The sequence below is a fragment of the Fischerella major NIES-592 genome, from assembly GCF_001904645.1.
GTDB lineage: Bacteria > Cyanobacteriota > Cyanobacteriia > Cyanobacteriales > Nostocaceae > Fischerella > Fischerella thermalis.
In genome coordinates this window covers 261,963-276,600 of the sequence record NZ_MRCA01000001.1, presented here as the reverse complement: position 1 = coordinate 276,600, position 14,638 = coordinate 261,963, and the positions used below count along the sequence as shown (strand labels likewise).

11 protein-coding genes and 1 CRISPR repeat array are annotated in these 14,638 nt (G+C 42.7%); of the genes, 4 read left to right on the top strand and 7 right to left on the bottom strand.

Going from position 1 to position 14,638, the window contains the following annotated elements:
• Nucleotides 1-96 precede the first annotated feature (96 nt).
• The 3 genes from NIES592_RS01205 (at nucleotide 97) to NIES592_RS01195 (ending at nucleotide 3,257) form a co-directional block, all read left to right on the top strand.
• Nucleotides 97-774 (top strand): hypothetical protein, encoded by a 678-nt coding sequence (locus NIES592_RS01205; RefSeq protein WP_073554692.1) that lies wholly within the window; start codon nucleotides 97-99, stop codon nucleotides 772-774.
• Between the two features lie 25 nt (nucleotides 775-799).
• On the top strand, nucleotides 800-2,407 hold the full coding sequence (locus tag NIES592_RS01200; protein WP_073554691.1) for a TrbI/VirB10 family protein: 1,608 nt from the start codon (nucleotides 800-802) through the stop codon (nucleotides 2,405-2,407).
• Nucleotides 2,408-2,669: 262 nt separating this feature from the next.
• Nucleotides 2,670-3,257, top strand: a complete 588-nt coding sequence (locus tag NIES592_RS01195; protein ID WP_073554690.1) for a hypothetical protein — start codon at nucleotides 2,670-2,672, stop codon at nucleotides 3,255-3,257.
• On the opposite strand, the gene lnt is transcribed toward NIES592_RS01195, so the two are convergent.
• The 3 genes from lnt to NIES592_RS01180 all read right to left on the bottom strand — a co-directional run bounded on the left by lnt (nucleotide 3,211) and on the right by NIES592_RS01180 (nucleotide 8,939).
• Nucleotides 3,211-4,830 carry an apolipoprotein N-acyltransferase gene (gene lnt / locus NIES592_RS01190; protein ID WP_073554689.1) on the bottom strand — a complete coding sequence of 540 codons (1,620 nt, stop codon included), beginning with the start codon at nucleotides 4,828-4,830 and terminating at the stop codon, nucleotides 3,211-3,213. The genes NIES592_RS01195 and lnt overlap by 47 nt on opposite strands.
• The gene (gene gyrA, locus NIES592_RS01185) at nucleotides 4,811-7,393 is read right to left on the bottom strand and encodes a DNA gyrase subunit A (RefSeq protein ID WP_071846770.1); all 2,583 of its coding nucleotides are present in this window, start codon (nucleotides 7,391-7,393) and stop codon (nucleotides 4,811-4,813) included. The genes lnt and gyrA overlap by 20 nt, the downstream gene beginning before the upstream one ends.
• Before the next feature lie 253 nt (nucleotides 7,394-7,646).
• A complete protein-coding gene (locus NIES592_RS01180) occupies nucleotides 7,647-8,939 on the bottom strand; it encodes a chloride channel protein (RefSeq protein WP_073554688.1) in 1,293 nt (430 codons plus the stop codon).
• A gap of 95 nt (nucleotides 8,940-9,034) precedes the next feature.
• Here NIES592_RS01180 and NIES592_RS25680 point away from each other — a divergent pair, with 95 nt between their 5' ends.
• Nucleotides 9,035-9,169, top strand: a complete 135-nt coding sequence (locus NIES592_RS25680) for a hypothetical protein (protein WP_256678048.1) — start codon at nucleotides 9,035-9,037, stop codon at nucleotides 9,167-9,169.
• 156 nt (nucleotides 9,170-9,325) lie between these two features.
• Here the strand turns inward: NIES592_RS25680 and NIES592_RS01175 are convergent, their stop codons facing one another.
• From NIES592_RS01175 to cas1 (NIES592_RS01160), 4 genes are all read right to left on the bottom strand, one after another.
• The gene (locus tag NIES592_RS01175; RefSeq protein ID WP_016864639.1) at nucleotides 9,326-9,595 is read right to left on the bottom strand and encodes a hypothetical protein; all 270 of its coding nucleotides are present in this window, start codon (nucleotides 9,593-9,595) and stop codon (nucleotides 9,326-9,328) included.
• 135 nt (nucleotides 9,596-9,730) lie between these two features.
• A complete protein-coding gene (gene cas2 / locus NIES592_RS01170) occupies nucleotides 9,731-10,009 on the bottom strand; it encodes a CRISPR-associated endonuclease Cas2 (RefSeq protein ID WP_073554959.1) in 279 nt (92 codons plus the stop codon).
• Nucleotides 10,009-11,043, bottom strand: a complete 1,035-nt coding sequence (gene cas1, locus NIES592_RS01165; protein WP_073554687.1) for a CRISPR-associated endonuclease Cas1 — start codon at nucleotides 11,041-11,043, stop codon at nucleotides 10,009-10,011. Before cas1 (NIES592_RS01165) ends, cas2 begins: the two co-directional genes overlap by 1 nt.
• A 463-nt stretch (nucleotides 11,044-11,506) precedes the next feature.
• Nucleotides 11,507-12,061: direct repeats of the CRISPR family, unit length 35 nt; unit sequence GTTTTCATCCCCGTGAGGGGTAAGTGATTTAAAAC.
• A 329-nt stretch (nucleotides 12,062-12,390) separates the two neighbouring features.
• Nucleotides 12,391-14,409 carry a CRISPR-associated endonuclease Cas1 gene (cas1, locus tag NIES592_RS01160; protein WP_178379454.1) on the bottom strand — a complete coding sequence of 673 codons (2,019 nt, stop codon included), beginning with the start codon at nucleotides 14,407-14,409 and terminating at the stop codon, nucleotides 12,391-12,393.
• Nucleotides 14,410-14,638 lie beyond the last annotated feature (229 nt).

Sequence of the window (14,638 nt, the reverse complement as noted above, 5' to 3'; positions counted from 1 at the left end):
ACAGATGAACACGGATGAACACGGATGGGGTTTGCGTGTGCTTTTGGGTTATGTGTTGAGTTTATGTTAAATGTGAATTAATAGAGTTAGTTATCAATGCAGTTACTTAAACAGGAAAATAAAAAGAAAAGTAGTATTTTACCTTTGTTTGCTGTTGTAACCTTTGGTTTAAATATTTTCACTTTATTAATACTGATGTTCCACGGTTCGATGTTGCAGCAGCTAAGTAAGCAATTAACACCGCGAAGTTTAGTGCAACTTGCTGATGGTCGTGCTATTACGGTAGATCCGACGCAAAATTTGGAACGATATCCAGATACTATCCGGCGCTTTGTAGGTGAAACGATGACCTTAATGCTAACCTGGTCTCAGGAGCAGCCACCAGAAACAATATGGGAAATTAGTTCAGAACTGTTAACTAATGATGTAAAACAAAAATTTCAATCAGAAATTATTAATGGGAATACAGCTAATCAATTTGAAAACCGAGGTGCTGAGAGTGTTTTTGTGATCCAAAGAATTTCTCAACCTGTAAAAATTGCTGATGGAAAATGGAAAGTGGAGTTACAAGGTAATCAATTAATATTTAGCAATTCTGACAGGTTAGGAAGAGCGATCGCATTCAATAAACAAATCTTAATCCAAGCAATAGATAATCAAAAAATAACATTACCTGATGTACCACTTTCTTGGCATTTAGCAGCTTACCGCCTCGGTGAAGCCAGACTAGAAATTTACAATATATGTGACATCAAAGATAACAACTGTTCCTGATTAAACTATAAACAAAAGCTTTACTATGACTCGATATTCTATTCCTTCAGAAACTCATCCAGAAAATCTCGAGACTCCCATCAGTGAAAATTATCAACCAGAACTAGGATTATCTGATTGGGAACTGCGAATGGCAAAATTGGTTGGCTTTGAACAAGAATCTCCAGCCACCGAAACCCAAACAGAAGTAGGAGAGGATACAGCCAACTTACCACAGTTATCTTCAACTGCTCGAGAAGGTGAAGTTTCTACCAAGCAGTCCCTCTCATCCAATCCTTTTGCTAAGTTAGCCTTAGTAGGGACTGCTACTTTTGCTTTAGTTTTAGTAGCTGGTGCTTTTTTGTCCCAGTTGATGAGTGCTAGCAATCAAAAACCAAAAAAAACTAATATAGTTGCACCAAAAACGCCGCAAACATCCACGGAAACACGCCTGCAACAACTAGAAGGAGAATTAGAGACTTTAAAAACAAAATTAGCCTTAGCTGAACAAGCACAAGCTGTAAAATTAGCTCAGCAACAATTAAGAGTTGGAAAAGTCAAATCGCCACAACCAACTTCTGGGGTGGAAACTGCTAGAGATAATAGACTGAGAGTTGCTCTGCAAAGAACACCTACACCCACAAAAACAGTTTACACGCCGCCAAGGGTGATAACGCGTGTCGTCACAGTACCCCAAACTCCACCAAATTCTACTTCACCCCTACCTGTAATTCCCACACCAGAAACCCAACCCACAGTTCAATTTACTCCCGAACCTACACCAGATCCATTACAGGAATGGGCAAGGCTATCAAAATTGGGTAGCTATGGTCAAGTATTAGCTACTGCTACTCCCAATAATACTAATACAAATCGTCCGACTCCTTTAGCTGCAAACAATCCCAAAGTTCCACCGCAGATAAATAATTCTCAATCTGAGGATAATACTTCAGAACAATCAACTTCTGTTGTTAGCCAAGCACAAACAAAAAGTCCAAAATCAGTACGAGTCGGAACTAGTGTGAAAGCAGTATTAGCTACTGCTGTCTTTGGAGAAACTACTAGATCAACTAATAATAGAAATAATCAAGATAATAGTCCGAAAAACGTATTTGTAGTCCGCTTACAAGAACCATTAAAATCTATCGATGGTGAGGTAGTATTACCAGCTAAAACTGAGTTTTTGACTGAAGTTAGTTCTATTTCTGAACAAGGTTTAGTGCAGTTAAATGTGGTCAGATTAGTTAGAGAAAACAATGGCAATTTGACAGAGCAACCCTTAACACCAAATGCTATCCTAATTCGTGCCTCGGCAGGTAAACCTCTAGTTGCCAACCAATATAAAAGAGGGACATCCACCGCTATGATTGATGCTAGTCAATTCGTATTGGGAGGTATTGGTAAAGCCGCAGAATTGTTTAATCGTACCGAATCACAAGTCACGACAACAGCTACAGGTACTGTCGTTACTAACAGTAATCCCCGACGCAATCTCCTAGCTGGGATTTTGGAAGGTGGTGTGAGAACAGTGGTTCCGCAAATTACCCAACGTAATCAACAGGCAATTTCCCAAGCAATGCAACGCACTAACATTTGGTTTTTGCCAGCAGGCAAAGAAGTAGAAATATATATTAATCAAACTATGCAGCTTTAGTATAGTATCTCTGAAAATCGTATTTAAGGTAATCAAACCTGCATAATAACATAGTATTGTACCAATAACCTACTTTCCCTTTGGAGACGCTACACAAACACAAAATAAAATCTAACCGAATAATCTCTCTGTACCCATCTGTGTACCCTGCGGGAAGCCGCCCTCAGGGGCGTCTACATCGGTGTGCATCTGTGTTCGATGTCTAAAACATAAATTTCGTCACAGCCTCAATTCCCAGCAAATATAAATACTATATACAGCCATGAAAAATAACATCAACCTGCAATTTAAACCCCCAAATAATCCCCATCTCCTAACTCTAACTTCCCTGATTTTTTCAGGTGCAATCTTGATGATAGCAGGTCGTGCCTTGGCAAATAATGCTGTTCTCCGTTCCATGTTTTCTTGCCAAGCGCAAGGGTTAGGAGGAGTAATACCTACTATCAACGTCTGGTTTCAACAAGGCACAAATTTAAGTTTTATTCCGGCTGGAGAAACAATTAAAAAAGTGTGGTTAAACGATCCATCCCAGGTCACAATGGATTTTGATGGGCCAATGTGTATGCAGTTTGGTCCAGACCGTAATAATAACGTCGGAGATTGTAAAAATTCCGCAGCAAATGTCATTCAACTCAGACGAATTAAAAAAATCAATATTCCTGGACTACCCACCACTGATAAAACACTTTTAACGGTAGTTACTGAACAAGGCGGTAAAAACAAGCTATATACCTTTGAAATTATTTATGATACAGGGTCTCCAGAATATCATACTTTAGCAATTTACCCTGATCCTCCTGCTCCTAGTTCAGCCCCCGCTTGCGTGAGAGTTGGACAGTCAAGAAATTGATCAGCCATACTCCTGTTGCCGATACTAGTAAAAAAGGCGTCAACCAATCACCCCAACGCACATATAAAGTCTGCGTTTGGCGGCGATAAATTGTTTCAGCGTGAACTTCGTAGGTATTATGTCCCGATATCCATACTGTTCTACCGTGGGGATCTACAAAAGCTGAATATCCTGTATTTGTCGCCCGTACTGCCCATCTGTCAGTTTCAATGGCTCGCATGATATCCTGGGCATGATGCTGTGCTGGCATAGATGCACTGTAATGAGCATCATTAGATGAGCTGAGGATAAACTGTCCCCCTGCTTGGGCTTGATAGCGAAATACCTCCGGGAAAGCAGACTCGTAACAAATGCCTGCGATCGCACGACCAAAAGGCGTGTTAAAAATTTGATTTGGTGAACCAGGAACTTGGTGTTCATCCAAAGGTGACAATCGACTAATAATACCACCCAAAAGTTCTTCAAAGGGGACGTACTCACCAATCGGTACTAACTTCACCTTGTCGTAACGGCTAAAAACTTTACCCTCACCCGTAACAGTCAACAAACTATTTGTATAACTTTTTCCCTTCTCACCAAAACCACCAATCCACGCCACAACCCCCTTAGAACGCACCGCCGCCACCAAGGAACTACGCATAATATTACGCTGGAAGAAAGGCAAAGCCCCTTCCGGTGTTAGTACTGCATCAACTCCTTGATCTGCTAAAGTTAGATACCCGCTGGTGTAGCCTGCTAAGGCGCGACGTAAGCCTTCTGGATAAAGTTTGATTTGGTTAGGAATGTTACCTTGAATTATTCCTATCTTCAGGGCTGCGGCTAATGGTTGAATTAGGGGACGGTTGTATAAGCTAAAACCGATTAGGTGTAGGATAAGTAATAAACCTGTAGCGGTAATTAGATATTTATTAATGAACCGCGAAGACACGAAGGACGCGAAGAAAATTCCCTTTGCGTCCTTCGCGCCTTTGTGGTTTAAACACGCTTCTGCAATCAAGCCATTGACGGCGACGATCGCAGCTGTGACGGCATAAGGCCCTGAAATTTGACCAAGATGGAGGATTACGAGATTATACGGACTTTGTGTGTAGGAAAGAGAACTCCAGAATAATGCTCCCCAACTCCATACAGTCTCGATGCCACACCACAGGGCTGTGCCTATAAGAACACGAGCGTAGGGTTTTGGGATGGACTTACAAATTATCCTCATCCCTGTCGCCCACAACGCTACGGATGCAGCGCCCCAAAGGGTGATGAATACCCAGCAGAAAAGAGCTATTGCCAGGCTTGCTAACCAAGGAACTCCCATCCACGTCATGGGATGAATACCTGTAATCCAGGATAGGGCTATACTGTGATAACCAATACCCCAAATTAAGGCAAAAAGAAGGGGAAATGGCTTTGGGCGGAGTGTAGGATTAACTACTAAATACCATAGAGGTGCTAAGGCTACCCATGCCAAAAACCAGGCATTGACTGGGGCGACGGTAAGCCCCATCAATATACCGCTTCCTAAGGCGATCGCACAACTCACAAAGAGTTCGCTGTGTTCTTTACTCTGCTTCTGTCGCATCACCGGTGTCGGGAGGAACGATCGCCACTCCTGTAATGACATCATCTTCGTCTAGGCGTTGTACACGGACGCCTGTAGCCGAACGAGACTGGACGGAAATTGCATTCACTGCCTGTCTGATGATGATACCGCGACTGGTGACCATCATAATTTCATCGTCGTTGTTGACAATGTGTAGGTTGGCTAGTTGGTCTTTGATTTTGCGACTCTTGAATTTGGTTGCCATTAAACCTTGACCAGCCCGGTTTTGCAAGCGGAACTGAGCAACGGGTACGCGTTTACCGTAGCCTCCAGTTGTAATTACTAATACCCAAGGGCCGTGATGACCGTTGCCTGGTACTTCTGCGGATTCTTCTGTTTCGATGTCTTCGGTTTCGATCTCTGCGATTTCTGCTTCTGAGACTGGGGCTAAATTATCAAGAATGGCGGCGGGTAGAATATCCATGCCAACTAATTCATCACCGTTCTTGAGTTTCATGGCTTTGACACCACGGGTAGCACGACCAAGGGGACGCAGTTGTTCGTGATCGCAGCGGAAGTGAATGGCCATACCTTGACGAGAACCGATGATGACGCTGTCTTCAACTTTTGCCCGTCGTACCCAGCGCAGTTGATCGCCTTCTTCTAGGGAAATAGCAATTAAGCCGTTGGCACGAATATGACTAAAGGCTTCCAATACGGTTTTCTTGATGTTGCCGCCTTTGGTGAGCATGACCAAATATTCATCGCTGGTAAATTCGCTGACGGGTACGATGGAGGTTATTTTTTCTTCTTTGGGAATGGGCAGCATCTGTACAATCGGTGTGCCGCGACTGGTACGGGAACCTACAGGAATTTGGTAGGCTTTGAGGCAGTAAACTACACCGCGATCGCTAAAGAATAATAGGCTATCGTGGTCACAGCAAGTCAAGAAATGTTCGACGCCATCATCGTCTTTGACTTTGGCAGCAGCTTTGCCTCTGGTGGCGCGGCTTTGGGCTTCAAAGGTGTTGACGGGCATCCGTTTGATATAGCCTTGTTCGGTGATTAAAATTACAGCTTTTTCGTTGGCAATTAGGTCTATATCTTCTAAATCACCTTCACCATGGGTAATGACCGTGCGTCGTGGTGTAGCAAATTTGTTTTTGAGATACTGTATTTCGGTTTCAATAATGTGCAGTATCCGTTCCCGCTTTGCCAAAATATCTTGCAAGTCGGCGATTTGGGCTTGCAATTCTTCATGTTCTTGGCGGATTTTATCTGCTTCTAAGGCTGTTAACCGCCGCAGTTGCATTTGTAAAATTGCGTCTGCTTGTGCTTCTGACAAGCCGTGAGTTGTGATTAATTCTCCTTTTGCTGTCGGTGTATCCGCGGCGTGACGAATTAAAGCAATAATTGCATCTAGATGGGATAAGGCAATTAATAACCCTTGCAAAATATGGTCGCGTTCTTCTGCTTTGCGCAGTTCATACTGGGTGCGTCTGGTGATCGCTTCTACACGAAAATCCAGAAATACTTGCAAAAACTGCTTAAGGGTGAGGATCTGGGGTTCTCCGTTCACCAACGCCAGCATATTTGCCCCAAAGTTAGCTTGCAGGGGCGTTTGCTTGTAGAGATTGTTCAGAACGACACGGGGATAGGCATCGCGCTTGAGTTCGATCACAATTCGCATTCCGTCGCGATCGCTTTCATCCCGGATATCAGCAATTCCCTCGATGCGTTTTTCATTTACCAACTCGGCGATTTTCTCAATTAACGCTGCTTTGTTGGTTTGGTAGGGCAACTCGGTGATAATAATCGCTTCCCTTTCCGGGCGTCCCCGTTGTTCGATGGTTTCAATATTTGCTACGCCACGCATGGTTATCGAACCGCGTCCGGTGGTGTAGGCTTCTTTAATCGCCGCAGTACCAAGAATGTGACCACCAGTCGGAAAGTCGGGGCCGTGGATATACTGCATCAGCTGAGTATTAGTTATTTCTGGGTTATGAATTAGTGCTACTAACCCATCAATCAATTCACCCAAGTTATGGGGTGGGATATTAGTTGCCATCCCCACAGCAATTCCGGAGGAACCATTCAACAACAACTGCGGTATCCGCGCTGGTAAGACCGTCGGTTCTTGCTGAGAACCGTCGAAGTTATTGACAAAATCTACGGTTTCCGATTCGATGTCTTGGAGAAGAGCATCGCTGGTTAAAGCTTGTAAGCGGCATTCGGTATAACGCATTGCCGCCGGTGGGTCGTTATCTACAGAGCCAAAATTACCATGCCCTTCAATTAGAGGCGATCGCATCGAGAAATCCTGCGCCATCCGCACTAAGGCATCATACACTGCTGTGTCGCCGTGGGGGTGATATTTACCCAAAACTTCCCCCACAACACGCGCACATTTACGGAAGGGACGGTCTGAGGTCAACCCCAACTCATGCATGGCGTAAAGGATACGCCGATGGACAGGTTTCAGACCATCCCTGGCATCTGGCAGCGCCCGCCCAACGATGACGCTCATGGCATATTCCAGGTAAGACCTGGACATTTCGTTTCGCAGATCCGTGGGGATAATCCTCTCCTGAGAGGTTGTCATAACCTAAAAAACTCCAATAATGGCTAGTTTTAGCGATTAAAGCGAAAATAAGCAAAATTATTGCAAACTAAGCTTGAATAATTGCCATAATTTGTTACAATTTTAGCACATATTGTCTATTTCTGCCTGGTAAGCAAGGCCAGCCAAATTTAGTGGTTAGTAGTTAGTGGTTATTAGTTTTTCTCCCTTGTCTCCTCCGCCCCTCTGCTTCCTTGTCTCCCTTGTCCTCCTTGTCCCCGATCCCCAATCCCCTTCACGAAGCATCCTGCTGAGACTTGATTTGAGATGTAATCAAAGGAACTTTAGGAGCAAAAAAGAAACCGAGTAAACTCGCAAACAGAATTGGTGTTAAGGGAGCGAAATTGGTGAGTTTTGACAACAGTAAGGTTGTGCTGATCGGGGTGCGTGTGACTGCGGCGTTAATAGCTGCCATTACACAAATCATTGATACAGAAGGATTAATTGCAGGAAAAAAAACTGCTATGGCTTTGCCAAGACAAGCGCCAATGAAAAACAGAGGAATAATAAATCCACCAGGCCATCCACCTGTTACGGTCACGCCAATGGCTGCCATTTTACCTAAGGCTAAACCCAATAGCAAAACACCAGAAAAGCTAGTAGTAACGATGACTGCTAACTGATCATGGCCAAAATAACGAGTTAGCGGTAATGAGAATGCTAAGATTCCTAGCCCCAGTCCTGCTAAGCTTGTGCGAAGATAAATCGGACCGGGAATACGGGCAAATAAGCGATCGCATCCGTGAAAAATCCCTATAAATATCCATCCTGCCAATGCCCCGATGATTCCAAAGAGGATGGCAGACAAGATATCATTTATACCTTCTAAACTGTATTGAGGAAAATACCAAGTCGGCGCAATCCCTAAGTGCGTAATTAACGCAAAGACTAAGTAGCTAGCACAACTAGAAACAATGGCTGGCATTAGGGCTTGATAGTACTCCACCACATACTGATGGTGCAATATTTCTAAAGCAAATACCGCACCGCTAAGAGGTGCGCCAAATAAAGCAGTAAAACCTGCTGCCATTCCTGCTAGGCTGAGATTGCGGACATCTTCACCTTGGAGTTTGAGGCGATCGCTCACCCAAGTGCCCAAGGAACCTGTTACCTGTACTAATGGTGCTTCCGGGCTAGCACTACCTCCAGCTGAGATCCCAACTAAAGAAGCAAGAATCATCGCCGGATTTTTGCCAATATCCAAACGTCCGCTACGAAAATGAATGTTGTCGATAATAACGCCTATTTCTCCAGGATTACCAAGGAAGTGAATCACTAAACCGACAATCAAACCGGCTAGTGGCATGAGCAACAACACACCCCAACCGGGAACTTTTTGTTGTGCGTGAGTTAGCATTTCTAATATATTCCAGTACAACGCAGCAAATAAACCGCCGACAATCCCCACTAATACCCAACGCAAAACCCAACGGGAAATCATGAAAGGATTACGCCTTGTGAGTCCGAACAGTTGCGAAAATGCCCAACGTTGAGTTTGATCTAATCTTTGACGCTGCTTTGGTTGCACTGTACTAGTTACCGTAGTAAAAGATGAGATAGGAAATTTTGTCTAAGCTCAAATCCGGTTGATTCACTAACCATAGTAGTTAAAAATGAGAAGGTTTGCAGCTACTATTTTTAGGGAAAACGGTAAAAGCGATCGCTTTACTCCAAAACGGTATTGAACAACTTGATATACTCATATCTTGCACCTATCCCATATCCCGCCTCGCAATAAATTCCGACGTAGAGACGTGAAATTTCGCGTCTCTACCAACCTAATAAATTTATTTCTTGGCAGACGAAAAAGTAGGTGCAAGATCTAAGTTAAGAGAGAAAATTGGGTAACGGATAAGAAAAGGTAAAAAGTCAAAAGCTAAATCATCGTAAATATTTCTTTAACTTTTGACTTAATTAGTGCGAGTCTATATTTATCACCTCAATACTTTGTGACGAACTGTAACGCCAGTAAAATCGTTTCGCCATTGAAGCAGAAGAAGTCCAAATATCACCATCCTTGCAGCGATACCGATGGGTTCTCAAACTGCGATAAGACGGACCATTATTGGCGAAACATTCAAAAGCTTTGTCGTATTGCTTGCGGTCTTTTGAAGATAAATCATCAAGTTGTTTTTGAACTTGAAGAGTGAAAACTAAACGGAACTTGATAGTTTGAATCTGCATTCAGTAGTTTCCGAACATCCAAACTTGACCGAAAGCGTAGAGTTATTTGCATGGCGATCGGTGGAGCGCGTGCTTTTTCCCAAGCGTTCATTTGGTTATGATGAGTGTGATAAAAACTTTGTGAAATCCCAGTAACTAGACGATAAATGCTGCGTCGTCTACTACAAATTCAGGTTGCGTACCCAAAACTGCTACTTTGCAACGGTTATGTGCAGACATGGGATAGAATCTCACTTGATCTTCCCGTTTGTTGACGAGTCGCATCAGGTATTGAGATAGAATTTGGTACTGCTTCTCATCTAGTACGCACTCAAAGACAGACTTTTGCACCCGCAACCCGTAAGCTTCCAGAAGTTTCGACACTTTATTGCGACGGGCGTCACTAACGATATCGTAGCAAACTAGATAGAACATCATCGCTTCACCAACGTTAACGGTACTTGCTGTGGTGCAATAACGTCAGCAAATTCTGAACGTGCTGGATTGAATTTCAACGCTAGGGGACGGTAGTATTCGACATCGCCTAGCAAACAGGCGAGATACTCGCGTACCTGCAAGTCAATACACTGGCGGTAACTTACTTCCCCAGCGTAGGGATGCAATACAAAGGTTCGTAGCTTTGCTTCCCAATGCTGGAGGAAACGTTGGAGGAGGGTTCGCGGCTGACTTTTACCGTTACCATTGCTGTGAGGAAGATGAGGCGCAAAATTTAACACCAAGTCATCAACGATAGGTGGGTGAAATTCTGCCATGAAATCCCACACCAAAGGAAGTTCGTAATCTGCGTCATGATGTAAAATTGCGTAGTCGGGGTGTAGCCCGACAGTATTCACAAGGGTGTAGATATATTGATGTAGCAGCTGATTTCCCAGGTTTAAAAATCTGCGAATTCGCTTTGCTGTTGTCTGCGGACATCCATTGTAGAAGTTGAGTAGGGAAGCAATGGCACAATAGTAAACATTATCAGCTTCTTCGCTATATTGGCGCAGTTCGTCAATAGATGTGGCTAATGCTAAGTTATCCATCAGCAGCATCAAGTAATTTGATGCACGTTGGATTGCGTCGCTTGTGTAATGGCGAGTCCAACTCTGCAAAAAGACATTTTGATTGTGCAGTTTTGCCCAAATAATACTTTCTGCTGTAGCGCGATTAAATTCTACATCTCGTGCGCGTCGGCGTTGGTGGATTAGATATTTAGCTGGTTGTTGGGATGTATTTTCTAACCTGCCTAAATATTCGCTATCTTGGGTTAAATATAAGACAGGAATTTGATGAGCAAGCACGGTTTTTATAACTTCCCTTGGTAGAGGTATGTTACCAAAAATGATGATTTGACTGACGTTACTAATCCGAATACAAATGCATTGTTTTTGTTGATGAAACACCTTCAAATAATGGTGTTGAATTTTGAGCATTGCATCTTGCTCGGTAATATAAATTGTGGACATAGATTAAATGAAGTAAAAGAAAAGGTAAAAAGTAAAAAGTAAAAAGATAAGATTTTTTTGCATTTGAAATTTTTACTTTTTACTTAATTTCATCTTCTCAAAGGCATATATGAGTTCGTATCTGCGTCCAAGTAATTTTTATATGACTTCGTATATGAGTTATATCAGTTGTGATTACAGCAATTTCAGATAGGTTGTGAAAATTCAAATATCAAAAAAACCGGCTTCTTCAAGAAGCCGGGTTTCTCTATGTTTGGAAATAAAAACTAAATATTTGAATTTTGAAATTGTTATGATTAGCATTTTGGCGTTGCTGAATCAAAATATGAATTTACAATTTACGGGTGTGACCAAATTCAGCAACGCCAGCATTTTTATCCCCGTGAAAGGGAAGAGACGTAGCATTGCTACGTCTCTACATGTTTCCGTCCCCCTGAAGGCGCTGTTGCTTTTAACGATAGTGGTTTCCGTCCCCGTGAAGGGGAAGTGAATGAAAACATCCAGACCGCTCATGCAACTGCTTCCTATCCTGCAAAGTTTTCATCCCCGTGAGGGGTAAGTGATTTAAAACCTGCTGCTGCTGCTTTGACTGGTGTTTCAACGGTGCGTTTTCATCCCCGTGAGGGGTAAGTGATTTAAAACTGTTGCAGGAAAATCAGGTGGCTCACTTGGAAATCAACGGGTTTGGAACGTTTTCATCCCCGTGAGGGGTAAGTGATTTAAAACCAACAGCACAGTTGGGAAGAACGTGCAGGAATGTTTCAAGTTTTCATCCCCGTGAGGGGTAAGTGATTTAAAACAATACTCCTACTGCAACCGCAGAACAGGAGCAGCGTCAATGTTTTCATCCCCGTGAGGGGTAAGTGATTTAAAACTCATAATCTTCCAGGTCATGAATAACTAACCCAAATTGTTTTCATCCCCGTGAGGGGTAAGTGATTTAAAACATTTATGCATAGCCCTGACCCGGAAGAGCTGGAAACGTTTTCATCCCCGTGAGGGGTAAGTGATTTAAAACTCTACTCTTACAGAAAGCTTGCCAAATAAAGCTTACAGAACTGTAAAACTGAGGGGGGTCTATTTTACCTGTCAATAAACCACTATTATTGACAATAACTAGAGTCTGCAAGTAACTCAAACCCTGACACATTAAGTTATCTGAGGGGATCAACGAAACAATCAGCCTTTGGTCTGTTAGACGACCCCCTCAGTTTACACTTCTTAACAAAATGCCTTAAGGAAACTAACTATCAGGTTACAAGCAGAGAATATGTATTGATTAAGTTTTCAAGGTACAGGTGTTGGTGTAAACAATAGCATAGCAACCAACACAATGCAATCTCTCTATTAAGGTTTCCAAATCATTGGTCTATATATCTTCACCTCTCCCATCAGACAAGCTACATACTCCCGCACTTGTAACTCTAAACACCTGCGAAAGCTAACTTTATATCCTGTATTTGGGTGCGTTAACTCAGATTGCAGCTTTTCTTCCCAGTGCTTGAGAAACTTTTTCAAAGCATGGGGTTGAAGATATACGCCTCCTTTTTCATCAGGAGGAGTAAAATCATCTTCTGTGAAAATATTGGAATTAATCAAATAAGCGACTAAAGAATCAACTAGTTGAGCGCGAAATTCCTCCATTAAATCGCTAACTAAAGCTGGATGATTATCACGGGGGACGTGAAGATTGCCAAAGTGACCGTGCAATCCTATAGCTTGGATAAACGAGAAAACATTTTGGCTGAGTAATGTATATCCTAAACTTAAAAGGCTATTAACTGGGTCAGTCGGTGGACGCTTGGTACGCTTCTCAAATTTAAACACACTAGAAAATAGACTTCCCAATGCTTGAAAATAAACTGTCGCTGCTCTTCCTTCATACCCTCGCAATGCATCCATACTTTCTGCAAAAGGTAATTTATCCATCAAAGTATCTAAATCTTTTATTGCTTCTTTGACAAGATTATCGTCGAATTCTGATGATTTTCTGCGTTTTAAGCGCATTAATAAGATTCGAGAGTTATGAATTTTAGCTGTGACAATTGCTTCAGCTTGGCGACGTGTAAACTCAGGATTTTGACAACACTCCACCTGTCGCATCAAATATTCAACCTTCGCATCGCCTTCCACTTGCAACCTACCAAAATACCTCCCCTTTTGCGATAAATACATAATTGGAATTCGCCGCCGCAAAGCCAAAGAAGCCGCACCATGAGATACATTACAACAGCCAAATAAAACAACATTACTCACCCGACTAACTGGAATCTTGATTCGCAATTCTCCTTGATAAAACACCTGAAATTGCTGATTTTTTACACTCAAATAAGCGCCCTGGTCGGTTACATATAATGTAGACATAAAATCCTGCCAAAGATGAGATATGGGTGCTGTCGGAAATTTGATAGGCTTGTCGATACTGCAAGCCTTGGGAGGACGGGAAACAGATTTTGTCGGGCGTTGTTTGGGGCGAAAATAAGGTAAACCTGATCCATTCGTTACCCATTCACCCTCACGAGTAACTACAGGTGGTGGTGGCGCATAAACTTCACCACCAGCAAAGCGATATCCCAGAAAAGTAAACTCATCACCAGGGGCGAAAATTTGTGTTTTATCTGGCTGAAGATGTAAATATAGTTCTCCTAACCAAGTAGTAACTTTGTCGAGAGTGCGATTTGCTTCCAACCAACTGTTACACGCAATGGCAAAATCATCTCCGTACCGCACCAAGTTAATACCGTGACTGAGGCATTTTTTGTCAAATGCAGTCAGGTATAAATTAGCTAAAGCCCCCGAAAGAATACCACCTTGCAACACTCCCTTACCCGGATAAATCAGTTTTCCGGCGATGACAATTCCTGATTTGAGTTGTCCCTCAAGTAATTGCACTACAATTGGTTCGAGCGATAACTCTTCCAACGCAGTCAACAGTAACGCCCAACACAGGCTGTCAAAAAATTCAGCGATGTCAGCTTTGATGATCCATTTGGGTTGAAATTGGTAATAGGAATATAAATGCTGTACTGCTTGCTGGATATTCCTTCCAGGTCGATAGGCGTAGCTACAATCTAGAAAAGTATCTTCTAGTGGAAAATACAGTTCCTCCAGTAGCAAACGCTGCACAATTCTATCCCGCACAGTGGGAATACCAACCAAACGCTTGCCACCACTACTTTTGCTTAGATAAAATCCTTTAGCAGGACTGGCGCGGTAAGATTCTTGTTGTAACTGGCGCAGCAGAATAGGTAACTGATCATTGATAGCAGACGCAAATAGATCGAGGCTGATATCATCAACACCCGCAGCTTTAGTCCCTGCACGGACGAGAAGCCATGCAGATGTGATTTGTTCAAGAGTGAACATAATATTGAAGTAAAAAGTTAAAAGGCAAAAGAAAGAATTGAGAGGATTTTTAGTTTCTTCCCAATGACTAATGAATAATGACAACCTTCATTAGCTAACTTGATTTGTGTTGAGTTACTTAACCTCATATCTTGCACCTACCCCATATCCCGCCCCAGAATAAATTTCTTGGTGGAATTAAAAGCTGGTGCAAGATCTGAATAACTTGATTTTTGCAATTGCGTATATG